The following is a 26,865-nucleotide window of genomic DNA, read 5'->3' on the forward strand; positions in this document are numbered from 1 at the left end:
ATTCAATAATCAATGAAATTAATTACTTTAAATTTGTGGGGAGGACACCTACGGAACCCTTTATTAGATTTTATCAATCAACATCATGATATTGATGTATTTTGCTTTCAAGAAGTATATTACAACGCTCATCGTACTGTAACTGAAGAAGATAGGGAACTTAGTCTGAATATTTTTACAGACCTGCAGCAGCTCCTTCCTAATCATTTTGCTATTTTCAAACCCGCTGTCGAAAATATTTATGGAATTGCAATGTTATTGAAAAACAATATCGATATTTTAGGAGAAGGAGATATAAATATTCATCAAAAACAACATTACCCAGGAATAGGATTGAATCATCCGAGAAATTTGCAGTGGGTCGAATGTGAAGTAGATAAAAAAATTTACTCCATACTGAATGTTCATGGACTCTGGAATGGACAAGGTAAAAGTGATACACCGGAGCGAATCAATCAATCACAACGCATTCGTCATTTTATGGATACTATTAATACTCCTAAGATATTATGTGGTGACTTTAACTTAAGACCTGACACAAAAAGCATGCATATCCTTGAACAAGGCATGAATAATTTAATAAAAATTAACAACGTCAGTTCAACAAGAACTCGTTATTACAAAAAAGAAGAAAAGTTTGCAGATTATGTTCTGACTTCGCCAGATATTATCATTCATGAATTTTCTGTATTGAACGATGAGGTCTCGGATCATGCTCCACTATATATTGATTTTAACTAATGAATATTAATTAAGCTGACGCCCCGCCTCCAGAAGCACATCATCCTGAGAGTGTTTGACGAAGGATCTCCTGAGCTTACTCTTTGAGTTGATGCATCTTTAGGAAAAATTTATCTGCCTTTCATAAAGAATCTCTACAGCATAAATAACTCTGTACCATTGCAATTACTTTATGATTTGCTTCAGGAAATTGTTTGGGATTTAGTTCATGCTGATAAACCCATTTCATAGCCAACTGACCTTCCTGGCATGAAGGGGCTCCAGCAAATTGATTAACAAGAAAAATAATTAATTTTACTTCTTTATCAGAATATTTGTGATTAATTTCACCCAATAATTTGTAATGCAAGACATCTAAGCCAATCTCTTCCTTGATTTCTCGAATCAAAGCAGCTCCCGAAGGCTCATCAGGCTCCAACTTTCCGCCAGGAAACTCCCAACATCCTCCATGCGGAACATGGAAAGGACGCTGGGTAATCAAGATACGCTGCTGTTCATCTACAATAACTGCAACAGCAACTTCTATCTTCACGCCAAACTTCCATGGCATGCTTTATATTTTTTACCCGAACCACATGGACAAGGATCGTTTCGACCAATTTTTTTCTCGTGTCTTCTGTAGGTTTGTGTTTGAGATGCCTCTTCCTCATTTTCATCAACATAATTACCGTGTTGTAAGCTCATTTTACTCACTTGCTCAGCTCGTCGCTGCTCCTCAACGGCATTTACATCTTCTTCAGTTTGAATTTCCACTGAAGAAATTAAACGAGTTACATCATATTTCAAAGTATCAAGCATCGTTGTAAACAAGGCAAACGCTTCTTTTTTATACTCTTGTTTTGGATCTTTTTGTGCATAGCCACGTAAATGAATTCCTTGGCGTAATTGATCCATTACCGCTAAGTGTTCACGCCATTGATTATCTAAAGTTTGCAAAATCACTGATTTTTCGAACTGAGACAATGTAGCTCTACCCGCTTGCTTTACTTTTTCATCGTATTTTTTTGCTGCAATATCAAGAATCTTATCTTTGATTTGCTCTGGTTGAATATGATGATCTTCTTCGATCCATTCAAGCACAGGAGCCTTAAGTTTGAACTCATCAGCAAGTACATCACTTAAAGATTTTGGATCCCACTGATCTTCCAAACTTTGTGGAGGAATGTACGTATCAACAAGATTCGATATGACTTCCTCTCTCATTATATTGACCATTTCTTCCGTATCGGTCATATCCATGATTGAGGCACGCTGTGTATAAATAACCTGTCTTTGATCATTAGCCACATTGTCATAATCCAACAACTGTTTCCTAACATCAAAATGATGCCCCTCAAGTTTCCGTTGGGCATTCTCAATCGCTTTGGTTACTAAACTGTGCTCGATTGGCTCCCCAGGCTTCATTCCTAAACGGCGCATCATCGATGCAACACGATCAGAAGCAAATATGCGCATTAAATTATCTTCAAGTGATAAGTAGAAACGACTGCTTCCCACATCACCCTGACGACCTGAACGACCCCGTAACTGATTGTCAATTCGACGGGATTCATGGCGCTCAGAACCTATAATTCTTAATCCACCAGCAGCAATTACTTCGTCATGACGCTTCTGCCATACTTGTTTTACAGCATCGATTTCTTCTGCACTTGCATTTTCAGGTAGTTGGGCAAGATCAGCAGACAAGCTTCCGCCTAGAACAATATCTGTTCCTCGGCCCGCCATATTAGTAGCAATAGTCACAGAACCTGGACGCCCTGCTTCAGCAATAATCTGTGCTTCTTTTTCATGGAATTTCGCATTAAGCACTTGATGCTTGATATGTTCTTTTTTAAGAAATTGACTTAAAAATTCAGATGCCTCAATAGAAACAGTACCTACAAGAACAGGTTGTTTTCGAGCAATACACTCACGGATGTCTGCGATAACAGCTTGAAATTTATCTTGCTGTGTTAAATAAACCAGATCCGATTCATCTTTTCGTACCATTGGTTTATTGGTTGGAATTACAACCACATCAAGATTATAAATCTGCTGTAATTCATACGCTTCAGTATCCGCGGTTCCAGTCATCCCCGACAACTTATTATACATACGGAAAAAATTCTGGAATGTAATTGAAGCAAGAGTTTGATTTTCATTTTGAATGGAAGCACCTTCTTTAGCTTCAACCGCTTGATGCAAGCCTTCAGACCATCGTCGACCAGGCATTGTACGACCAGTGTGCTCGTCAACAATAATAACCTGTCCATCCTTAACAATATAATCCACATCGCGATGGAACATAGCATGAGCTTTTAATGCTGCATTAACATGATGCATCAACATAATGTTGCTAGCGTGATATAAACTTTCACCCTGGTCCAGAAGCTTAGCTTTAACCAGCAATTCTTCGATATGTTGATGACCTACATCTGTAAGATGTGCCTGCTTTTGCTTCTCATCAACAGTATAATCTCCTTCACCACCCTCTTCTTCTTGTTTCTTCAAATGAGGAATCAATGAATTAATTTTAATATAAAGTTCAGAACTATCTTCAGCAGCACCCGAAATAATGAGAGGTGTACGTGCCTCATCGATTAGAATAGAGTCTACTTCATCCACGATGGCAAAATTCAACTCGCGTTGTACCTTGTCTTCAAGACTAAATGCCATATTATCACGTAAGTAATCAAAACCGTATTCATTGTTCGTTCCATAAACGATATCGCAACGATAAGCTTCTTGCTTTGCTGAATGAGACATATCGGGATAAATCACACCAACAGTTAATCCCAAAAACTCAAATATAGGTTTCATCCATTGACTGTCGCGTTTAGCGAGATAATCATTCACAGTAACAACATGTACACCACGTCCACTAATTGCATTCAAATATGCAGGCAAAGTTGCTACCAGTGTTTTACCTTCCCCAGTACGCATTTCAGCAATATTACCTTCATGCAGTACCATTCCACCAATCAATTGCACATCAAAATGGCGCAGACCTAAAGTCCGTATAGAAGCTTCTCTTACTGTGGCAAAAGCCTCCGCCAACATTTCATCAAGGCTTTCACCTTCTGCAAAACGTGCTCTAAAATGCTGGGTTTTTGCAGCCAACTCAGCATCCGTCAATGCTTTCATTTGCGGTTCAAATGCATTGATTGCCATTACTGCCTTTTCCATACGCCGCAATGTACGCTCATTTCGGCTTCCAAACATTTTCTTAATCAACGTATTCAGCATGGCCTAAATAATCCTCTGGAGATTTCAAATAACAAATTCGTTAATGTACTAAAATTTGGGGGAAAATACTATGAATACCTTCTAATTTAAGTGAATCTTCATGGTTTAACTTAGTGAAAGGAAAAGTTTCTGACAAAACAGACAACTAAAATATTATTTTCCGCAATTTTCTCTCATAGTATACAATATTTTAGTAGCCAAGTGATGTTCGTATCGCAATATATCTCTTATAACAAAGTCACATTATCTTAAATTAGTTAAACATGAAATGCTTTGTACAAACTATACAATTGATAAACCCAAAAAATCATAACTCCCCCTTCCTGTAAATAAAGATAACTATTTATTTTTATTATAAAACCATGATAAAAGAACTGCTTTCAAATCTATTAGGAGATAATAATATGGTACAAATAGTGTTTTTTACCGACCCAGGAAAAGATGGAGATGATTTACTAGCAACAATCCATCTCATGATCCAAGCAAAGGCTTCAGGATTTATAAATCCTTTAACCCAGATTACATTACTAACAAGCGATGAAATTCCTTGCGATGAATATGGGGTTCAACGGCCTGACGGAAAATACGGTCTGCGTGCTTTATATTTAAAAATGTACATTGAAAAATTGCAGAAACAATTTAACCTACCCAAAGGTTATTTACCTGAAGTAATTGCAGGTCCAGTGACAAGTTATTACAGGTATAATGAACAACTTCAAAAATACCACCATGAGCCATCACAAAGTGATGCCTTCTATCCGTCAAAAGAACTAATTGAGTATTACCAACAATCTGATGTACATGCACATTCAAGTTGTCTTTTAAGTCCCGAGAACCAACCCAATGATTGGTTAGAAAAAATTAAACTTACAGGTCCTGAAGATACAACTATAATTAATATCGCGTCGTTTAACGCAGTTAGTGATTTTCTGGCACAAATACCCCCAGAAGAAAAGAAGAAGTATAGTCTTATTAACATGGGTTATAATAAACCTTATGAAAAAGATGATTATCAAAGTAATGTAGAAGACCCTAATAAACTCCCCTACAATTCACGTAGCACTGATGCGAGCAAGGCAGCTTTTGCAGTATCTGCTTTAACCTATAACAATGCATTCCATGTAGTTTCGAAAACAACTCGAACTCTACCCCTGTACAGTGAAGTAAAATCAATAAAAGATGCTAAAGACGTTATATCTCGGGCCTATCCAGTATTAACTGGACAGTATTCCCCTGCGCTACTCACTGGAGTGGTGGAGTTTATAAAAAGTTCTAAATATAAGGGATTTTGGCCTCATGATGTTGTTGCATCTCTTATGGCATTAATAGGAATAATCAAGTGGAAACACTTCATTGGCACTGAAGTTATCAAAGAAATGATGTTTAGGGATACTATTCAAGTACCTGCGGACGGTCTCCGTTTACGTATGGTGAATAACACCGGGGTTTTAATTGATTCTTCTCTTCCAGTAGAGAAAGACGATATCGCAATAGAAAGTGATGAAAACTTTATTTATGGTAAAGAAATAGATCCCATATTCTTTACTTCTTTATTACATCTCACTGCAGCAGGTTGTGTCAAAGGACAATCGAGCCTATTTAATTGTTATAAAAATATCATTAAATTAAAAGCTGAATTATATAACTTAAAGCAACAAGGAAAAACTGATCCAGAAAAAGAGAAAAAAGTTAATTCACTTTGGATAAAAGCAACATTGTTGGAACTGCAACAACAACTCAAACTACAAGCCCAGGAGAACCTGGATGCAGCAATGAAAGATTTTCTTGGTGCCGAAACATCAGAAGCCGAGAATAAAAATGCATTACGTGAAAATCTATTGCAATGGGCTAGAGAGATCGAAGCATTCGTACAACTTACTGGGGACGATGATTTACCAGAATCAATGATTCAGGATATCAATAAAGCATTGCAACAACCGACTACAGAGAAAAAATACACGGCCCTAACAGGCCTCTTTGTTATCATGCTAAGGTCAAGATTAATGCCGACCGAAAGTGCATGTGCCTTACTACAACAAGATGGCAAATTAGGAGTTGAATTTAAACGAACAGCTAATAGCCTTCTCTATTATAAATTAGCTGCTCAATACAATTATGGCACCGCGTTTTCGAATGGTATTTTAGGCATGTCATACGAATATGCAACTCTGCTGAGTTTAGAAAAACATTGTAGAATAAATAAAGAAGCATTTTATTTGCATTTAGCACTCCATGATGCAGGGAAAGGGGATCGCATTAAAAATGCAGTACATAGGGATATCGAAGGGAATTATTTAATTCGACTTCCATCTGGAAACTATATTAAATGCACTGAAGCAAAAGAAACTTCTCCGACCGATGTTAATCAATTTGCACGAGCAAAAGAATATGTTGATCATGATATTGCTTTAGAGCTTTATGGTTTCGTCGGTTCGCAAGAAAAAAATTGTACCGCTACGGAATATTTATTATGGGAAGGACCTGCTCCTGCAGAAAAAGAACAAAATAAAAAAGCATTCATTTTATGTGATGAATTATTCAATTTATGCAATGAAATGAACATTGCTCAAATTATTCAAGGTGAAATTCCGTTTTCAGGAATTAAAAAAGGATTAGATTTATTTTTTGCCGCCTACAAAAAATACCCTTACCTCGCCGAACTCGTATTCGTTCATCATTGCTTTGATATTTTTGGTGCAAAACCTTCTGATTCAATGATCAGTGCGGCAGGAAGCACACCTGAAATCCATTTAAAAATCAATTTACTTTACAACACATTATGTGCTGTAGCTCAAAAGCCAGAATTAGATAAGGAGGCTGCTGAGGAAGCCTATACTCTGTATCGCAAAATATTAGCAAAAGCGATCCCAGATATTCTGAGCTCAGATCCCTCATCGCACGATTTAGCCGTAACACGTATCGCACAGATGCTGCGTTGTCATTTATTTAAAACAATACAATATTTTGACAGCAACTATATTACAATCAATGAAGCAGGAAAATATGAAGCAAGGACTCGCTTATTTGTAGAAAGTATTGATAGTGCGTTCCACCAATTACCAAGAGGACAAAGACAAAAATTAGTATCGTATCTCAATAACACAGGCACCGGAGAAACTCCGGCAGTGATGGTCATGTATGGACCCAAACTTTTCTTAACAGCAACTACTGGCGCTGAATATGCGAAAACGGATCCAACAGACAAGGCTAAAATTACTGAATGCCTAAGCCCAATGTTGAAGTTATATGCTAATTTATATGAGTTCCAATTAACGCGATCAAGGCAATACAGCGTTATCGATATCAATGAATTAGCACAAATCGTTGAACAAGTTTTTACTTGGTATAAAGATGCTGGCAAACAGCAGAAAGATCGTTTCGCCGATTTACTTTTTCAGTTACAAATTAGAGGACAAGCTAAAGCATTTTTAGCTCAGTTAGGTGATGTCAAATCTAAATCAGCTTTAGAACAACTTACAAAGATGCAAGAATGCATAAAAGCTGCAGGCCATAGTTCGATTGTTACTGAAGAACGTTCCTCGAGCTCCTCTAACTTTATTGAATATGAAACACGACTGCGTACGACGCTTATCCATACTATTTATGCTGACTTGCAAAAATCTAATTTAGATAAAGTTGAAAAAAATAACTATAAAAAGGCTTTTTTAACGTTTCAATTAGAACATTTACCTCAAGTTTCGGAATGGCAACTGGAAGCAAGAAAAGCAAATGGATTAGTTGATGACATCAAGATTCATAGAGAGTCAATTTTTACTCCAGACTCTCCTAAAGAAGCTGCAAATAAGGCTTTATTAGAAGTAATTAAATACCTCATTATAGACACACAATGGGATATTGGTTATTTTGGTGGTGAAAAAGTTAAAAAAACTACCGGTGAGGAGAATCTCATTCCTAAAGGAATGTACGCTGTCCTGCAAGAAATCGAGAAAGCAGAAACAGGCTTGGTCAATTTCTCAAAAACTGTAGAAAAAGTGTCTGGAATGATTGATGCTTCAGCTAAAAAGAAAGATCACTGGTTTTTCAATAAACGAGGAGAAACATCGCAAATTTTCTATGACAAAGCACAAACACTGTTACGAGAAGATGCAGAAGAAAATTTTGCTCCCAGCGTTTATTAAACAGTAATCCCAAACGCAGTACGGGATCTCCGGAAAGTGTGAGCCGGGCTTGCGAAGCCCAGCCACTTATTTAGCATTGTAGCCTGGGTGCAGCGAAGCGTAACCCGGGTTTCTATCACAGTCACCCCGGGTTACAATCTGACAGAATAGCCTGATCTTTATGAACTCTCTGCATGATATTCAATATTCTGTAAATATTCACTTAATTCTTGAAATATAGAAAGATTTTTATCTTGCAAAATCAGCATCAGCCTTTTTTTCCATTGACTGGCGCCAGGTAAACCAAAAGCAAGATTGAATATAGGTTTTACTAGCAAACTAAGGGAAACGCCTTTGCTGTATTCTTCAAGCAAATAATCCAAATAGTCATGAAACACTTGGCTCCGAGTGCTTTTTTGATTCTTTGGATAAAGCGAGTGGTGTATTGTTGCTATTTGAAAAGGATTGTCACATGCTAAACGCCCGAGCATAACCCCTTCAACATGTTGAAGGTGCTCCTTAATTTCATTTATATTCAATATATTACCATTGATCGTCACCGGAATCTCAGGAATTTCTTTTTTAAGACGATAAACATACTCGTAGTTAACCGGTGGAATTGTCCGATTTTGTTTGGGATTTAAACCGTTTAACCAAGCTTTACGCGCATGAACAATAATTTTTTGTGCTCCTGCCTCAACTAATTGATGCACAAAATCACTAAAAAATTCATAGCTGTCTTGATGATCGATACCTATTCGGGTTTTGGCTGTCACAGGAATAGAAACTGTTTGCCGCATAGCGCGAATGCAATCAGCAACCCGCTTTGGTTCCTTCATCAAGCAGGCACCAAAACGCCCTGCTTGAACTTTATCACTAGGACAACCAAGATTGATATTCACTTCATCATATCCTTCTTGTTCGGCACGTTGAGCACTTTGCGCTAAAGCATCGGGCTCCGAACCACCAAGCTGCACAGCTATAGGATGTTCTTTTACATTAAATAGCAGAGAGCGCACAGGATTATTTTGTATCGCTCCAGTAGTTTGCATTTCTGTATACAAAAGCGCATGCGGAGCCAACAAACGCATAAAAACTCGAAAATGACTGTAAGTCCAATCAATCATTGGGGCAATAGATAAAGGTGATAGCAAAATGTTTGACACTGTTATTATTCAATTAAAAAAGAACCAATTATAACCTGAACAAAAAAAATTTGTACAAAAATATGACTGAAGTAGTACCCCGAGTGCCACGCAGCGAAACCCGGGGAACAAAATGGGAATCAATCGTTCCAACCGGGGTTTCGATGCGCGGCACCCGAGGCTGTCCACGATTACTCTGGATTTACAGCATTCATTGCTTGAATAAGTAATTGTAACCGGGTTCGACCTTGATAAAAATTGATATCCAGCTTATAAGCTGCATGGACATATTTAACTCTATGGTTTGGCCAGGATTTTAAGTCGACATTAAACGCGATCGCATCCACTTGTTGATCACCTTTTGTTGTCACTAAGGTCATTTTTAAATGATTTTTCCCCACCAGTCGTTGATCCAACACTTCAAAAACATTATCAAAAACCGGCTCAGCAAATTGCTGTCCCCATGGACCAGCCTGCTGAATTAATTGAGCAATTTCAAGACTAAACTCTTCAGGCTGTAAGGGTCCATCAGTAAGTAACTCTCCTTCACATTGCGACAAATCAATGTGCCTACTCACTTCAGAAACCAAGGCTTCTCGAAATGCTTTAAGAGAACGCGGGTGAATACTCAAACCCGCGGCCATAGCATGGCCACCAAATTTATTAATAAGTCCAGGATGGTCCTTATCTATTGCCGCCAATACATCTCGAATATTTAAATCCGGAACCGAACGTGCCGATCCTTTCAACTCATCTTCACTTACTTCTGCAAAGGCAATAACAGGACGATGATAACGTTCTTTCATGCGTCCTGCTAAAATTCCAATTACTCCTTGATGCCAGGTTTTATCAAAAAGACACAGTGCTATAGGTAAGTGCGTACTGTTGTAATCAGTACTTAGAGCAAGTTTTTCCAATGCGACCATCGCCTGCTCTTTCATTTCTGTTTCAATTTGCTTTCTTTCTTCATTTAATTCATCAAGTTGCTGGCAATAATTTCTAGCTTGTTGCTGATCTGAAGTAATTAAACATTCAATACCCAAAGCCATATCGTCCAATCGCCCAGCAGCATTGAGTCTTGGCGCAATAGCAAACCCCAAATCGGATTCTCTAAGTCGTGCGCACTCACGTCCAGAGACCTCAATTAATGCTTTAATTCCAGCACGACAAAGACCTTGACGTATTCTTGCTAGGCCCTGATTCACCATAATGCGATTATTTTGATCCAGCCCTACAACATCGGCTACAGTTCCTAAAGCAACTAAATCCAAAAAGCTCGCCATATTGGGTTCGGTAATATTCATTTCACGAAACCAATTGGTATTCACCAGATGTCTTCTTAAAGCCAGCATGACATAAAAGATAACCCCCACCCCTGCAATCGATTTACTAGGAAACTTACAATCCCGTTGGTTGGGATTTACGATAGCACAAGCATTTGGAAGAGTTTCAGCAGGCAAATGATGATCCGTAATTAAAACATCGATCCCTAGTTGATTTGCCCTTTCTACACCATCAATACTAGCAATGCCGTTATCCACGGTGATAATCAACCCGGGATTCCATTTGCTGGCAACTTCAACTATTTGCGGAGTTAAACCATAACCAAACTCAAAACGGTTAGGCACTAAATACTCTACAAACTGAGCGCCCATAGAACGTAATGCAGTCATAGCGAGTGCTGTTGAGGTCGCACCATCGGCATCAAAATCACCAATAACTAGAATTCTATGTTGTTCACGTAATGCTTTTTCCAAACGCAGGCACGCTTTATCTATTCCCATTAAGCTATCAAAAGGCAATAAAGCTTGGAGTTGTTTATCCAATTGAGAGAGCTCAGTAATCCCTCTGTTTGCGAATATTCGTTTTAGTACGTCTGGTATATTGGGTAAATCCAAGGGTTGAGAAGTTCTGGTGCGTTGTTTAATAAGCATGAATTAGTTTTCTCCATAAACGAACATACCAACGATTAGCACTTATAGAGTAAGCCACATTGTTCCAATACCAATGAGTCGGCATCTCGTTCAATTCTTTTTGATGTGGTTCACTGAGAATAGAATACTCAGTAAGCAATAAAATCTGATAATCCTTAAGTGCTATTGATGGCCTATATAAAGAAACTTGAGAACTACATAGTTGTGCTAATGAATCGAAATGCTCATCAACACAAATACGAATCGGCATTTTACTCTCAAGTTTTGCACTACTCCAAGTCCATAATCCATTAGCCAAGGATTGATTAGGCCTGGAGGCAAAAAGCATTTGGCTTTCTGTAATAAACTTTTGCCAGTACATCGTATTATCCAATAGGGCTAATTGGGGCATTAATGATTGATTTAATAAATGATGCGGTGGCTTGGCATTCAATGAGGATTTTTTATTATTAAGCAACCATGTTTCTGAATTATGATAATGAAGAGCGATACCTTCTTCTGCCAGATACTCGGAGAATAAATTAAACCATGACTTCGCTTCGTATTCTTCAAGTTGCAGTTCACTACCCAAAGCAACAATCATCGCATCATTGTGCGTTGCCTCCCAATAAACCGGGGTCAATACAAACCACTCACCTTCTAAATCATGATATTGCCTTAATAAATCGGCATAAGGTGGATTAGTAGGATCATAGCCAAGACACAGCAAAAAATTGAGTAATACATTCCCTTCCGAATTTAGTGGCTTGGCATGCTCAGGGATCGAATTACATTCCGAGTTAATCACAACATGCATATTTGTTCCGCCTTAATCAATCCATCTCTGCGAAACAATGCTTTTAAATTTCTTAATGCCTGACGCATCCGATCTTTATTTTCTATTAGACCGAAACGAACATGACTATCACCCTGTTGCCCAAAACCAATTCCTGGCGATACGGCTACATGAGCTTCTTTTAATAAATATTTACTGAACTCAAGCGAACCCATATGTTGATAATGGGAGGGAATAGGTGCCCAAACGAACATAGTTGCCTTGGGACGAGTAACTTCCCAACCAATTTCATTCAACCCATCGCAAAGAATATTACGTCGCTTTTCATATAATTCTCTAATTTCATGTACACACTCGTCGGGGCCATCTAATGCAGCAATCGCTGCAACTTGGATGGGTGTAAATGTGCCGTAATCTAAATAAGATTTAATCCGAGTAAGTGCTGCGACTAACTCTTCATTTCCACAAGCAAACCCAACGCGCCAACCCGGCATATTGTAGGATTTAGACATCGAATAAGTTTCAATTGCTACATCTGTAGCACCTGGAACTTGAAGTATCGAAGGTGCTTTATACCCATCAAAAACAATGTCAGCATACGCTAGATCATGAATCACCCAAATTTCATGTTTTTTTGCCAAATCGATGATTTGCTCGAAAAACGCATAATCGACACAATGCGTACTTGGATTTGCCGGGAAATTAATTACCAATGCTTTAGGCTTAGGCAAACTACGATTAATTGTATCTTCTATTGAAGCTAAAAATTGAGTTTCATTAATAAGAGGAATCTGTTTTACGTTAGCACCAGCAATAATAAATCCATAAGTATGAATAGGATATGCTGGATCAGGAACTAAAATTGTATCCCCAGGTCCACTTATCGCTAATGCCAGATGTGCTAGTCCTTCTTTCGAACCAATGGTCGCTAATATTTGTGTTTCACTATTTAGGTGTACATCATAATTACGTTGATACCAGGAAGCCATAGAACGTCTTAGTCTTGGAATGCCTTTAGACATAGAATAGCGATGAGTATCGGGTCTTTGCACCACTTCGATGAGTTTGTTTACAATATGTGGTGGTGTTGGCTGATCGGGATTTCCCATACCAAAATCAATAATATCCTCTCCACGTGCTCGCGCTTCAGTTTTTAATTGGGTTAATGTATTAAAAACATAAGGTGGCAAACGATTTATACGCGGAAATTGACTCATAATATTGACCTCTGTAGTATACTTACAGCCATATATAACTCATTGAACCATTCTAAACTATGAAGATCAATTTAGAATCCGCAGAATTACATGCGGTGCAAGCTTATAGTGATAACAAAATTCAGATTAATTCCATTGTTTATGAACGCAGTTTAATTGTTTCTAAAACAGAAATCATTAGTGATCTGCCAATTAAAGACATTCAGGAAATTGATGAACACTATATGAATTTATTAACGCAATTTAAACCGGAAATCATCATCATTGGTCATGAACATACCGGAAAACTCCTGCCTCTGTCAATTATGAAGCAGTTTGCAGATCAACGAATAGGTATAGAATGCATGTCTATAGGTGCAGCGTGTCGTACCTATAATGTTCTATTGAGCGAGCATCGTGCTGTTGTTGCAGGATTTATTTTTTAACTAAGGATGTGCCGGGTTTCGCTTTGCGATACCCGGGGACACGATTAGATTTGTCTTCTCGCTTCGAGCACATTAGGAATTTGCTCTAGCTTTGTTAGTAGTCGAGATAGGCTACTGAGCCCGTCAACATCGACCGTTAAAGTGATATAAGCCATGTTTTCTTGTTTATTGCTATGGGTTTGCAATGCATAAACGTGCGCTTTTTCATTAGCAAGAAGCGATGTGACGTCTTTTAAAAGCTCAGAGCGATCAAACGCTTTGATCAATATATCAACCACATAGTTTTCACGTGTCGCACTACCCCAACTAACCTGCAAGAAGCGCTGCTTTTGTCGCTCACTAGCATGAATAATATTAGGGCAATCCTGCCTATGTACTGATACGCCTCGACCTATAGTGATATAACCAATCACTGAATCACCTGGTACAGGTTGGCAACATCGCGCCATAAAAGTTAACAAATTACCCACACCTTCGATACGCAGATCACTCCCAGTAATTTCTGGCTTTGACTGGGGTTTAACAAATCGTTCAAGATTGAGCTCTGAAGTAACAGGTGGAGCAAGTTTGCTAACAATTTGCCCTATTTTAATATCACCACGCCCTAGATTTGCATAAAGGTCATCAAGTTTTTTGAAATGAAGTGCTGTAGCAACCTCATTAAGTTTATCAGATTTTATCCCTAAAGATTTTAATTCTTTGTCAAGTAACTCACGCCCCTCTTGAATGTTTCTATCATAATCTTGCATTTTAAACCAATGCAAAACTTTAGCTTTAGCTCGTGATGTCTTGAGATAATTTAAGTGAGGGTTGATCCAGTCACGAGAAGGTTTGCTTTCTTTCCCAGTCAAAACTTCTACCTTATCACCTGTTTTTAGTTGATAAGTCAAAGGTACAATATGCCCATTTATACGTGCACCCCGACAGCGGTGCCCTAAATCACTATGAACGTGATAGGCAAAATCCAAAGATGTAACACCTTGAGGTAAATCAAGAACATCTCCGTCGGGAGTAAAAACATATACCCTATCTTCAAGAAACTCGGTGGTGGTACTTTCAGGAACACCCTTATTACTTGCCATTTCACGATGCCACGCTAATACATCACGTAGCCATTCAATTTTACGCTCATGGCTTTGTTTCTGTTTGAAGCCGCCTTCTTTATACTTCCAATGTGCTGCAACTCCCATTTCCGCCAAATCATGCATAAGAAATGTTCTTATTTGCACTTCAAAAACTCTACCCTCGGGGCTTTTAACCGCTGTATGCAACGATTGATAACCATTAGCTTTAGGATTAATAATATAATCATCAAATTCAGCGGGGATTTGTTTCCAAAGCGTATGCACCATACCTAAGACTTCATAACAATGAGGCTTGGTATCAACAAGAACACGCACAGCAGTAGCATCATAAATTTCATCAAGTGAGACATTCTTGCGCGTCATTTTTTTATAAATACTATGGATATGTTTTGAACGTCCATAGACAGCAAAATGTTCTATTCCATTTGCTTTAATTTGTTCATTTAATTGAGCAACAATAGCGTCAACGAAACTATCTCGTTCCAATCGTTTTGCTTTGAGGCCTTTGGCAATCGCTTTATAATCTTCAGGATGTAAATAGCGAAAAGCCATATCCTCCATTTCCCATTTAATTGCCCCAATTCCCAACCTGTTGGCCAAAGGAGCATAAATCTCCATCGCTTCGGTAGCTAATTGCTTTCGTAACTCTTCAGATAAATGCCCGGCTGTTCTTAAAACACACAAGCGTTCAGCAAGCTTAATTAATACCACACGAACATCATCTACCATCGCTAATAACATTTTACGAATGTTATCAATTTGTTGTTTATTTTGCGGGTATTTGTTTAATCCTTGAAAACTATGCATGGCGCTCATGCGCTCTATGCCTGTCACCAATTTAGCAATATTCGGACCCAATTGCTCCACCACATCATCAATGGATAAATCAGCATAGTGCACGTTTTCAAAAATAATTGCTGCTGCAAGTGTTTCTTGATCCACCTCAAGATCTGCAAGCAAATCGGCCATAGACAATCCTTGTTGTAAGCAAGATTGTCCTGTTTCTGTAGCATGTTCTTGCCCTGCAAGTTGACTTAATGTACATGCACTGCGAATGAGTTCAAGATTATCCAAATAACCCTTTGCACCTAACTGATGAAGCCACAAATCTACATCGATGCTTCCATCTTCGCACAATGGGACTGTATCTTTTACTCTAACCATCAGTTTTATCCTTTTTAAACAATGCGATTGATTCAACATGAGCAGTATGGGGGAACATATCCATTACCCCTGCTTTTATCAGCGTATAGCCTTTTTGATTGACTAATATATCTGTATCCCGAGCTAATGTTACGGGATTACATGAGACATATACAATACGCTCTGGGTTAAGTGAATCAATTTGTTTCACAATTTCAAGTGCACCCGATCGAGGAGGGTCAATTAACACTTTGTTGCAAGGTTGTTGCACCAGTTTTTTTACTTCACTTACATCATCCAAGTTTGCTGCATAAAAGTCTACATTCTGAATATGATTCAGTTTTGCATTCATATATGCTCTTTCAACCATATTTTTACTGCCTTCAACACCGAGCACTTTGGCACAAAACTTAGCCATTGGGAGTGAAAAATTCCCAAGCCCACAAAATAAGTCTAGCACGATATCAGTACTTTTTAAGTCCATTAGTTGTATTGCTTGGGGCACCATAGAACGATTTAATGCCGAATTAACTTGGGTAAAATCTGTAGGATGAAATGCAAAAATAATCTGATAATCTGGCAATGTATATTTGAGATATTCACTTGCGTTAGGTGGATAAAAACAATATACGCTATCTGGGCCGCCTGGCTGGAGGAAAATTTTATATTGATACTCTTCAGCGAATTTTTGAATATTCAACTCATCCTCAGCACTTAATGGAGTTAAGTTTCTGAAAATAAGAGCAACCTCCTCGTCCCCTGCTGCAACTTCAATTTGTGCAATACAATGCTTGTCTTGCATCGAGTTAATCAATAGTCTTAATGGAATAATATCGGCATCAAGCTTTGCATTTAAAACAGGACATTGAGTAATCTCAGTAATATAGCGAGGATTACTGCGCTCTCTAAATCCAACCATTGATGTTTGTTTTTTCTCTACATAACGAACGCTAAGTCGGGCTTTATTCCGGTAGTTCCAATATCCAGCAACTAAAGGTGGAAGTATAATTTGTGGCTGGGTATGGCCATATCGTGCCAATAAATCGAGTAATTGATCTTGTTTAAAATGAATTTGTTCTTCTTCACTCATATGCTGAACTGAGCAACCACCACACATCGAATAATGAGGGCATTTGGGCTCAACACGTAAAGAAGATGGTTCAAGAACCTTAAGCAAGAATCCTTCATCAAAATCCTTTTTTATTCTGGTATATTGAAACTCAACAAATTCACCCGGCAAAGCACCTTGAATAAACGTTGCTTTACCATTAATACGTGCAATACCTTTTCCATCATGGCTTAAATTATCAATTTGAGCAGTTTGCGGGGCAGGATTAAGTTTGGATTTTGCTCTTCTCATGACATGTTCTCAACAAATAAATCTTTAAATCAATCTGAATTAACAGTTGCAATTAGTAAAAAAATTGCATTTTCAAGATGTTAGAGAGTACCACACGCAATTTATATTTGTCATGGTAATTTGAAATGACAAAACCCACGGTGTACAAATTAACCTCATCATTATAGCGCCGCATACAGTAAAATAACATGTTTATAACCCGCTTTGTTGCATTTTTCTGTAACAAAGCCCCCTTTTCATTGGTTAATTTTGAGGCACCTCAAAATGCGCTTATTTATCAAGTAATTTATAATCCTATTCACAATCTTATCCACAGTTTTTGTGGATAAAACTTATTTTCACAACATCAGTGATAAAAAGATAGTTTGGCTCTGTATAAGGAGTATATTAATTTTTTAGGAGAAGGAACAAAAGAAATAGAATCTTACGAGAAAAGTTATCCACAGGAATGGAAATTAAAAGGGTTTATAAAATTGGTCGTATATGATAACAAAGAAAAAACTAAAAAACAGCCTTGACAGAGTATTTTTATAAAAAAAATTAAATTGAATTTCAATTTAAATGGGTAATATTTTCTTTAGCACAATTGCATCTTCAACATGGTTATCTTCTACGTAATAAGCTGGTTTAATTTCAACCTGCTCAAATCCCACGCTTTTATAAAGATGTAATGCTGCTTCATTACTAGGTCGCACCTCAAGGACCACATGATCAATATTCCGTGATTCTGTTAATGAATGCAGTACTCTTTGTAAGAATTGGCGTCCGAAACCTTTGGATTGAAAGGATTTAGCAATACAGAAATTTAAAATATGGCAACACTTATTACTGTGCCTACAAATGATATAGCCACCAATAATTAGACTATTTTTATCATCTATTTCGAATACACGACAATCATATCCTACACGTACACAATCCCTTAAAATGTCCCGATCCCATGGAGCAATATGAACATCTTTTTCAATTGCATACACATTATCAATATCTGATTCAGTCATGCGTCGAATGTTAAGTGTCATCCTTGTCGCTCCTAAACAAATAATCATAGCTTGGATGCAGCGAATTGGAATCCAGGTGATTCCATCAACTCCCCATATTGCGCTGTGCTGCTATTAAGTTCAAGACTTTTGTCATTCCCGCGAACGCGGGAATCTATTTCTACATGAAGCGCTAAGTCACTCTAAAATGGACCTCCGCCTTCGCGGAGATGACAAAGATTAATATAAATCACTTTACTTAATGGAAGCGACACCCCACTGCCCCATATTGCGTACTACCTACTATTCATTAGTTTTTTTCTTTTTTGGCAAGTATAGGTCAGTAATTGTTCCTTCAAATGCCTCTGCTGCTTGAGCAATAGTTTCAGAAAGTGTTGGATGAGGATGTATTGTTAACGCGATATCTTCAACATCACAACACATTTCAATTGCTAATGCAGCTTCAACAATTAAATCACCTGCATTAATCCCCACAATTCCTGCGCCTAATATACGATTCGTATCTGGGCAGAACAATAATTTAGTCATACCTTCTTCTCGGCCCATACTAAGAGCACGACCACTGGCAGCCCAAGGGAAAGTAGCTTTTTCGTAACGGATATTTTTTTCTTTGGCTTCTTTTTCAGTTAGGCCTGCCCAAGCAATCTCTGGGTCTGTATAGGCAACGCTAGCAATACATTTAGGATCAAAGTAATGTTTTTTACCCGCAATAACTTCTGCTGCGACTTTACCTTCAGGAATTGCTTTATGTGCGAGCATTGGCTGTCCAACAACGTCACCAATAGCAAAAATATGTGATACATTGGTCCTTTGTTGGTTATCAACCTTAATGAATCCACGCTCATCGACTTTTATGCCCGCTTTTTCTGCATCAATTGCACCACCATTAGGTTTTCTACCAACAGAAACAAGAACCTGTTGGAAACAAAGTGGCTTGTCTGTTGCATGTTCACCTTCCATAGAGACATAAATACCATCTTTTTTGGCTTCAACGGCAGTTACTTTAGTTTTCAAAAGGAATTTAACACCTTTTTTCAGCATGCGTTTTTGCAAAACATTAACCAAATCAAAATCAGCGCCAGGAATCAGCTGATCCATAAACTCAACAACAGTTACCTCAACACCTAAAGATGCATAAACTGTGGCCATTTCCAGACCAATAATTCCCCCACCTAATACCAATAAATTACCTTTGATATCAGCCAGCTCTAAAGCTCCTGTAGAACTAAAAATACGTTTATCTTCCGGAATAAAAGGTAAATTAATGGATTCAGAGCCCACTGCAATGATTGCATTTTCGAACTCAACTTCTACCGCACCATCTTTAGTAGCGACAGTTACTTGATGCGTGCCTGAAAACTTACCTACACCTGTAACGACTTCGACTTTACGCTGTTTTGATAGGGCCTTCAAACCACCTGTGAGTTTCGAAACTACTGAGTTCTTCCATGCAACGATTTTTTTACTATCCAGCTTGGGTTTACCAAAGCTGACACCTTGCTCTGACATTTCATGGGCTTCATCAACAACCTTAGCAATATGCAATAATGCCTTAGACGGGATACAACCCACATTTAAACAAACACCACCTAATGAATCATAACGTTCAACCAATACTACTTTTTTTCCTAAATCTGCTGCTCTAAATGCCGCTGTGTATCCACCAGGGCCACTTCCTAATACAACGACATCTGTTTTTATTTTATTAGCCATTACAAGCCTCTTTAATTAGATATTTAAAAATTAGAGTAAAATTCGTCTTATATCACTTAAGCTATCGCAAATAAAACGAGTAAACCGTGCCGCTTCAGCCCCATCTATAACTCGGTGATCATATGAGAGAGACAAAGGCAACATTAACCTTGGTTGAAATGTACCATTTTCATAAACAGGTTTTATCTCCGAGCGAGATAATCCAAGAATAGCTACTTCGGGGCTATTCACTATAGGTGTGAATGATGTGCCACCAATTCCACCTAGGCTGGAAATAGTAAAACACCCTCCTGACATATCAGTGAGCATCAAACCTTTATCTCGAGCCTTAGTACTTAAACGGGTCATTTCAATTGCAATTTCAGCAACAGTTAACTTATCAACATTTCTAATTACAGGAACAACCAAACCATTAGGCGTTTCTACTGCAATACCTATATTGCAATATTTTTTATAAATAAGGTTGGTGCCGGTAGCATCTAAAGATGCATTAAATTGAGGAAATGCTTTTAGTGCTTTACTCACTACTGCACAAACGAATGCCAGCAATGTTAACTTATATCCTTTTTCTTTAGCACGTTCTGTTTCCGACTTCCTAAATGCCTCAACATCAGTAATATCTGCTGCATCAAATTGTGTGACATGAGGAATTGTTATCCAAGATCGATGTACATTAACTCCAGTAAGCCTTTTAATTTTATTAAGTGGTTTGGTTTCAATCTCACCAAATTGAGTAAAGTCAATTACTGGATTAGGTGGAATACCAAAAGCTCCTTGACTTGGTTGTTCACTGAGACGCCCTTTCACATAGGCTTGTACATCTTCTTTAGTAATACGTTCCTTACGACCAGTACCTTTAACTTCAGCCAGATTTACACCAAATTCTCGAGCTATGCGTCTTACAGCTGGACCTGCAGCAATTAATTTTGAAGATTCTGCTTGCTCAGTAAGAACAGGTTGTGTGGCAACTGCTTCACTTTTTTTAGACTCTATTGCGCTTTGTGGTTCAGGAGCACTTGATGGTTTCTGCTCAGCGATAGCGGTTACTTTTTCTTCAGTTACCGAACCATCTTCTGTAGCAGCTAAAAGAATCAAATCACCTTCAGATACCTTATCACCTACTTTAATATTCAGTTTTGTGACTTTTCCTGCAACTGGAGAGGGGATCTCCATACTGGCTTTATCTGATTCCAATGTAATAAGCGGAGTATCCAGTTCAATTTGGTCTCCAACTTGAACCATTACTTCAATCACGTCTACTTGACTTGCCCCGCCAATATCTGGAACTTTAACTTCTTTTACTTGCTCTGATTTCTTTTCCTGTGCAACTTTAGGCTCTTTTGTCTCTGTATTGACTGGTTCTTTTTTAGAAGCTTGGGTTTCAATTTCTTTTTCAGTATTCGATTCTTTTTCAGTATTCGATTCTTTTTCAGTATTCGATTCTTTTTCAGTATTCGATTCTTTTTCAGTATTCGATTCTTTTTCAGTATTCGATTCTTTTTCAACGGTGGCCAAAAGAATCATATCGCCTTCAGATACTTTATCGCCTACTTTAATATTCAGTTTTGTGACTTTCCCCGCAACTGGAGAAGGAATCTCCATGCTGGCTTTATCTGATTCCAAAGTAATGAGAGGGGTATCAACTTCGATTTGATCTCCTACTTGAACCATTATTTCAATCACATCAACCTGAGTCGCTCCACCAATATCAGGAATCTTAACTTCTATTTCGTTTGACATGTCTTTCCTCAAAAGGTTACTCAGTGTTTTCAAGCCATGATGTAATGGAAAACATAAGTAAGTGATTACTGCATGTTTTCATTATCATCACAACTGAATTACCAAGCCTACTATATACTTTTAATTCTAATGATTAACCGGATTCAATTTATCAGGATTAATGTTATAGCGCTTTATGGCATCCACAACTTTGGATTTATCAATACTTCCCTCAGCAACTAAAGCATTCAATGCCGCTAGAACAATAAATTTAGCATCCACTTCAAAGAAATGACGTAAACGTTCTCGCGTATCACTTCTTCCATAACCATCTGTACCTAAAGTTACATAGTGATTAGGTACAAATGGTCTAATTTGATCTGCATAAATTCGTAAATAATCTGTTGCAGCAATTACTGGTCCTGGTCTACCTTCTAATTGAGTTGTAACATAACTTTTTTGTGCCTTTTCCTTAGGATGCATTGCATTATAACGTTCCGCAGCTAATCCATCCCTTCTTAATTCATTAAAGCTTGTAACACTCCAAATATCTGCAGTCACGGCATAATCATCTTTTAACATTTGTGCTGCTTTAATTACTTCACGAAGTATGGTTCCACTTCCCATTAACTGTACATGTTGTTTGGATTTCTTTTTAGTTTCTTGCAGTACATACATCCCTTTAATGATTCCCTCTTCAACGCCTTTTGGCATATCTGGATGAATATAATTTTCATTCATTACAGAAATGTAATAAAAAATATTTTCCTGCTTTTCAAACATACGATACAAACCGTTTTGAATAATTACAGCAAGCTCATAAGCAAAAGTAGGATCATATGAGACACAATTTGGAATTGTTGAAGCGTATAAATGGCTATGTCCATCTTGATGTTGCAATCCTTCGCCTGCGAGTGTCGTACGTCCAGCAGTTCCGCCCAATAGAAATCCTCTAGCTTGCATATCCCCGGCAGCCCATGCCAAATCGCCAATACGTTGGAATCCAAACATAGAATAGTAAATATAAAATGGGATCATTGCTAATTTGTTAGAGCTGTAGGAAGTCGCTGCTGCAATCCAAGAACAAAAAGCACCTGCTTCATTAATTCCTTCCTCAAGAATTTGTCCATCTTTCGCTTCACGATAAAACATTACTTGTTCATGATCTACCGGTGTATAAAGCTGACCAACTGGAGAATAAATACCAATTTGTCTGAATAAACCTTCCATTCCAAAAGTTCTACATTCATCAGGAACAATTGGAACGATACGTGAACCAATCTCTTTACTTCTCAATAATGTTGAAAGAATACGTACAAATGCCATCGTTGTAGAAATTTCACGGTCCCCTAACCCCTTAGTAACTGATGAAAATTCAGCTAAATCAGGAGCCTTTAGAGGTTCAACTTTTGTAGATCGCGATGGTAAATACCCACCCAGCATTTCTCTTTGTTTTTTAATATATTTAATTTCAGGACTATCATCTGCAGGTTTATAAAATGGGATTTCTGCAATTTGGTCATCACTGATAGGAATACTAAATCGATCTCTAAATGCCTTCAGCTGATCCACAGTCATTTTCTTTTGCTGGTGGGTAATATTTTGTCCTTCACCAGCTGCTCCCATTCCATAGCCTTTAATTGTTTTTGCTAAAATAACAGTTGGCGTACCTTTATGTTCGACTGCTTTAGCATAGGCAGCATAAACTTTTTGAGGATCATGGCCACCACGATTCAATCTCCAGATTTCCTCGTCGGTATAATTTTCAACCATTTTCTTTAACTCTGGATATTCATTAAAGAAATGTTGTCGTACATAAGCACCATTATTTGCCTTGTAGGCTTGATAGTCACCGTCTACACATTCTTCCATACGTTTTTGTAACCAACCATCCTTATCACGAGCAAGCAATGGATCCCAGCGCCCGCCCCAAATGACTTTAATTACATTCCAACCGGCACCACGGAATAAACCTTCTAGCTCTTGAATAATTTTACCATTACCACGTACAGGTCCATCGAGTCGTTGTAAATTACAATTCACAACAAAAATAAGATTATCAAGCTTTTCTCGTGCAGCAATACTCAAAGCTCCGACTGACTCAGGCTCATCCATTTCTCCATCACCAAGAAATGCCCATACCTTCCTATCATCGGTATTAATTAATCCTCGGTTTTCTAAATATTTTAAAAATCGTGCTTGATAAATAGCTTGTAAAGGACCTAATCCCATAGATACAGTAGGAAACTGCCAAAATTCGCTCATCAACCAAGGATGTGGGTATGAAGATAAACCGTCAACCTCCACCTCTTGTCTGAATTTACCTAATTGTTCCTCTGTGAGTCGTCCCTCAAGGAAAGCACGTGCGTAAATACCAGGGGAAGAATGGCCTTGGATATATAGTAAATCACCGCCATGCTTACCATTTGGTCCTTTGAAAAAGTAATTAAAACCTGTTTCATACAAAGTAGAAGACGAAGCATAAGAGGCAATATGGCCGCCCAGTTCAGGAGCATATTTTCCTGCACGCAGTACCATTGCCACAGCATTCCAACGAATCAATGCGCTAATACGTTTACCAATACCCTCATCCGGTGGTATTTGCTCTTCTTCATGCAGATTAATGGTATTTCTGTAGGGTGTATTAATGGAACTGGTTAAGTTGACCCCTTCTGCATTCGCTTTATTAAGGAGCTGCTTTAAAAGAAACGCTCCTCGTTGGGGACCATCATTGATTAATACAGCTTGCAGGGCATCCAGCCATTCACGTGTTTCTATAGGATCCAAATCTAAATTATTTTCATTTGCCATGAAAGTGTTCCCCGAAATCTATTAAACTCAATAAGGTACAGCTTGTAATTTTTTTGGAATTACACCAGTGCAACCTTTCTTACAAATTGTGAAATCTGATGAGCAATCACATGTTACTTTGCGGCATTGTAGTGGATCGCGATAAGAATTCAACTCACGCATCACCTTTTTACCTTGAACATTTCGCTCATGTACGTATTTCGCAAAATTTTTTTCCGCCTCTCTTTGAGATACATAGGTACATGTCGCGCAATTGTTAACACAGTTTTGTCTACAAAACTCAAAGTGTTGCACACAAGTCCTATTACATTGTTCTAATGCTTGGCCTTTAAATGCATTTTGTTGTAACCCCTGACAACCTCCAAGCATTAATATTATAGTGCAACATACTAGCCACAAAAAAGAATTCATAGTGATAATATCCACAAAAATGATTACGCAGGTTAAACGCCTCAGCTCATAACTACTCTTAACTCATTACAACCAAGTAATTAACGTAAATAAAGCAATAAAAACCAACATAACAATAATTGCATGTTCAACCAAGCCTTCTGCTACTGGCATAGGAATTTCTTCTGTTTCATTTGTTTTAACTGCCAGTAATCCACACTCACGTAACATCTCACCATTCATGTCAGGTTTAGCAATAAAGTAACTAGTAAATAAAGAAAAGCCTCGTTGGAAATTTCCTACAAGTAAAAAGAGTAATACAGTTAAGCGAGCAGGAATCCACTCAAACAAATCGGTAACTTCATTTGCTTGCTCACCTACGAAATGGATATCCCGACATAAAGTAATTAAACGGTATGTCAAAGCGCCAATTGGTCCCGCGATGATAAACCAAAATACAAGAGAAAATAATTGTCTATTAACCAAGATAAAATAGTCTCCGACAATCTCTTGGTTACTCTTTGTATCCGATTGTACTATTGGATAAAAAACATTTTGAGGGCCAAGGCAATAAAAGAAAATTACGATACTTAAAAGAAATCCCATCAAACCAAATACTAAAGGATGCAACAATAGATAAATAAGTGACACAAGAATTAAAATAGGCACTATGATTAAAGCCAATAGAACCCATGGATTATTAAGGGAACTATGTTTATCCCCCAGACTTTTGATCTTTTGACAATAATCTGGAAACCAATAAAATCGCTGATAGGAGACGGAGTGAATCAAGAAACGTTCACTTAATAAACACAACAATATTACTAATAATTTCATTATTTAATCCTTACGCATTTTATCAGAGAATGCTATGGGTGTTGGGTATTTCAATACAACGAAATACGATGAAACAATAAAAGTTAAAATAGTAGTTGCTTGAATTAAATTAGAGGCTTTATCCGAAATAAGTTCGGTGCTCAAGGCAATACTGGCAACAAGCAATGAGAACTCACTCGCTTGTCCCAATCGAATACCCACCTCTTTTGCAACATGTTTTTTTTCACCAGATTTTTCAAGAAGTAAATAAAATAAAACAGGTTTGAACAGGAGCACTAAGACAGATAAAATAAGCGCAGGAATTACAACTTGTTGTGCCAAACCAAAGTTAAAAGTCGCTCCGATAGAAAAGAAAAACATGACCAAGAAAAAATCTCTTAAAGGTTTTAGACTCTCTGCAATAAAAAGAGAAATCGGGCTTGCTGCAAGGGCAACTCCAGCAATAAAAGCACCAATATCCTCTGAAAGCCCCATCTTTTGTGCAAGAACTGACAACCCCAAGCACCAGCCAATTGATAATAAAAATACATACTCCTGAGTTCTATCAAAACGAGCTAGCAACCGGATTAAAACATATTTCTCAATAGCAAAAGCAAAAAGACACAATGCAGGCAAATTAATACCTACTAAAATGATATCATCAATGGAAAAACCACCCGTTTGTTGGGCGCCATTAATTAGAATCAATACAATAATTGCAATCACATCCTGCATAAGCAATACGCTTATCATCACCTCACCAGTATGTTGATGATGGAGAATCGTTGTCGGTAATAATTTCAATCCAATGATGGTACTTGAAAACATCATTGAGCCACCCAAAATCCATGATTCAGCCACACCCAATCCAAAGAGCCTACCTATCCCATATGCAGTTACTGCAAAAAGAACAGAACTAATTAAAGCAATCCAGGTAACTTTCTTGAGCATATGTACGAGATTTTGTGGCTGCAAATGCAATCCAAGCAGGAATAATAAGAAAACTATTCCAACATCTCCAATTTGTTTGACAATACTCACATCAGATACAAGCTTTAAACCCCATGGTCCAAATACTGCACCCAAAAGAATATACGCAACCAGCAAAGATTGTTTGGTATAAAGAACCAAGGTTGATAGAAATGCTGCGCCTGCGAAAATTAAAAATATTGTATAAAACACAGAGCCATCATGCATTGATTAAGCACCTCGATATTAAAATGAAACCAACCTTAATTAAGAAAACT

General features: G+C 37.8%; 17 protein-coding genes. 3 read left to right on the forward strand and 14 right to left on the reverse strand.

Annotated features, from left to right (window positions below):
- The first annotated feature begins 12 nt into the window (after positions 1 to 12).
- Entirely contained in the window at positions 13 to 741 is a 729-nt protein-coding gene (locus tag ACWTEW_RS06195) for an endonuclease/exonuclease/phosphatase family protein (protein ID WP_454780842.1), read from the forward strand.
- Between the two features lie 121 nt (positions 742 to 862).
- On the opposite strand, the gene mutT is transcribed toward ACWTEW_RS06195, so the two are convergent.
- Positions 863 to 1,273 (reverse strand): 8-oxo-dGTP diphosphatase MutT, encoded by a 411-nt coding sequence (gene mutT, locus ACWTEW_RS06200; protein WP_454780843.1) that lies wholly within the window; start codon positions 1,271 to 1,273, stop codon positions 863 to 865.
- Complete coding sequence (secA, locus tag ACWTEW_RS06205) at positions 1,270 to 3,966, reverse strand: preprotein translocase subunit SecA (RefSeq protein WP_454780844.1); 2,697 nt, start codon at positions 3,964 to 3,966, stop codon at positions 1,270 to 1,272. Before secA ends, mutT begins: the two co-directional genes overlap by 4 nt.
- 404 nt (positions 3,967 to 4,370) lie before the next feature.
- Here secA and ACWTEW_RS06210 point away from each other — a divergent pair, with 404 nt between their 5' ends.
- Positions 4,371 to 8,105 (forward strand): hypothetical protein, encoded by a 3,735-nt coding sequence (locus ACWTEW_RS06210; RefSeq protein WP_454780845.1) that lies wholly within the window; start codon positions 4,371 to 4,373, stop codon positions 8,103 to 8,105.
- A 158-nt stretch (positions 8,106 to 8,263) separates the two neighbouring features.
- Here the strand turns inward: ACWTEW_RS06210 and dusA are convergent, their stop codons facing one another.
- The 4 genes from dusA to alaC all read right to left on the reverse strand — a co-directional run bounded on the left by dusA (position 8,264) and on the right by alaC (position 13,155).
- A complete protein-coding gene (dusA, locus tag ACWTEW_RS06215) occupies positions 8,264 to 9,250 on the reverse strand; it encodes a tRNA dihydrouridine(20/20a) synthase DusA (protein ID WP_454780846.1) in 987 nt (328 codons plus the stop codon).
- 170 nt (positions 9,251 to 9,420) lie between these two features.
- Positions 9,421 to 11,163: a single-stranded-DNA-specific exonuclease RecJ gene (gene recJ / locus ACWTEW_RS06220; RefSeq protein ID WP_454780847.1), complete on the reverse strand. Its 1,743-nt coding sequence runs from the start codon at positions 11,161 to 11,163 to the stop codon at positions 9,421 to 9,423.
- Complete coding sequence (locus tag ACWTEW_RS06225) at positions 11,153 to 11,959, reverse strand: hypothetical protein (protein WP_454780848.1); 807 nt, start codon at positions 11,957 to 11,959, stop codon at positions 11,153 to 11,155. The genes recJ and ACWTEW_RS06225 overlap by 11 nt, the downstream gene beginning before the upstream one ends.
- Positions 11,947 to 13,155 carry an alanine transaminase gene (alaC, locus tag ACWTEW_RS06230; protein WP_454780849.1) on the reverse strand — a complete coding sequence of 403 codons (1,209 nt, stop codon included), beginning with the start codon at positions 13,153 to 13,155 and terminating at the stop codon, positions 11,947 to 11,949. The genes ACWTEW_RS06225 and alaC overlap by 13 nt, the downstream gene beginning before the upstream one ends.
- 59 nt (positions 13,156 to 13,214) lie before the next feature.
- On the opposite strand from alaC, the gene ACWTEW_RS06235 reads away from it, so the two are divergent.
- Positions 13,215 to 13,580 (forward strand): Mth938-like domain-containing protein, encoded by a 366-nt coding sequence (locus ACWTEW_RS06235; RefSeq protein WP_454780850.1) that lies wholly within the window; start codon positions 13,215 to 13,217, stop codon positions 13,578 to 13,580.
- Positions 13,581 to 13,624: 44 nt separating this feature from the next.
- Here ACWTEW_RS06235 and relA read toward each other — a convergent pair whose 3' ends face one another.
- From relA to ACWTEW_RS06275, 8 genes are all read right to left on the reverse strand, one after another.
- On the reverse strand, positions 13,625 to 15,829 hold the full coding sequence (gene relA / locus ACWTEW_RS06240; RefSeq protein WP_454780851.1) for a GTP diphosphokinase: 2,205 nt from the start codon (positions 15,827 to 15,829) through the stop codon (positions 13,625 to 13,627).
- On the reverse strand, positions 15,822 to 17,168 hold the full coding sequence (gene rlmD, locus ACWTEW_RS06245; protein ID WP_454780852.1) for a 23S rRNA (uracil(1939)-C(5))-methyltransferase RlmD: 1,347 nt from the start codon (positions 17,166 to 17,168) through the stop codon (positions 15,822 to 15,824). Before rlmD ends, relA begins: the two co-directional genes overlap by 8 nt.
- Positions 17,169 to 17,725: 557 nt before the next feature.
- Complete coding sequence (gene rimI, locus ACWTEW_RS06250; RefSeq protein ID WP_454780853.1) at positions 17,726 to 18,190, reverse strand: ribosomal protein S18-alanine N-acetyltransferase; 465 nt, start codon at positions 18,188 to 18,190, stop codon at positions 17,726 to 17,728.
- Between the two features lie 261 nt (positions 18,191 to 18,451).
- Positions 18,452 to 19,882: a dihydrolipoyl dehydrogenase gene (gene lpdA, locus ACWTEW_RS06255; RefSeq protein WP_454780854.1), complete on the reverse strand. Its 1,431-nt coding sequence runs from the start codon at positions 19,880 to 19,882 to the stop codon at positions 18,452 to 18,454.
- Between the two features lie 30 nt (positions 19,883 to 19,912).
- Complete coding sequence (gene aceF / locus ACWTEW_RS06260) at positions 19,913 to 21,622, reverse strand: dihydrolipoyllysine-residue acetyltransferase (protein ID WP_454780855.1); 1,710 nt, start codon at positions 21,620 to 21,622, stop codon at positions 19,913 to 19,915.
- Between the two features lie 126 nt (positions 21,623 to 21,748).
- The gene (gene aceE / locus ACWTEW_RS06265; protein ID WP_454780856.1) at positions 21,749 to 24,412 is read right to left on the reverse strand and encodes a pyruvate dehydrogenase (acetyl-transferring), homodimeric type; all 2,664 of its coding nucleotides are present in this window, start codon (positions 24,410 to 24,412) and stop codon (positions 21,749 to 21,751) included.
- Positions 24,413 to 24,889: 477 nt separating this feature from the next.
- The gene (locus ACWTEW_RS06270; protein WP_454780857.1) at positions 24,890 to 25,639 is read right to left on the reverse strand and encodes a hypothetical protein; all 750 of its coding nucleotides are present in this window, start codon (positions 25,637 to 25,639) and stop codon (positions 24,890 to 24,892) included.
- Positions 25,640 to 25,642: 3 nt separating this feature from the next.
- Positions 25,643 to 26,815: a cation:proton antiporter gene (locus tag ACWTEW_RS06275; RefSeq protein WP_454780858.1), complete on the reverse strand. Its 1,173-nt coding sequence runs from the start codon at positions 26,813 to 26,815 to the stop codon at positions 25,643 to 25,645.
- Positions 26,816 to 26,865: the final 50 nt, after the last annotated feature.

This window comes from Legionella stuttgartensis (genome assembly GCF_977063405.2).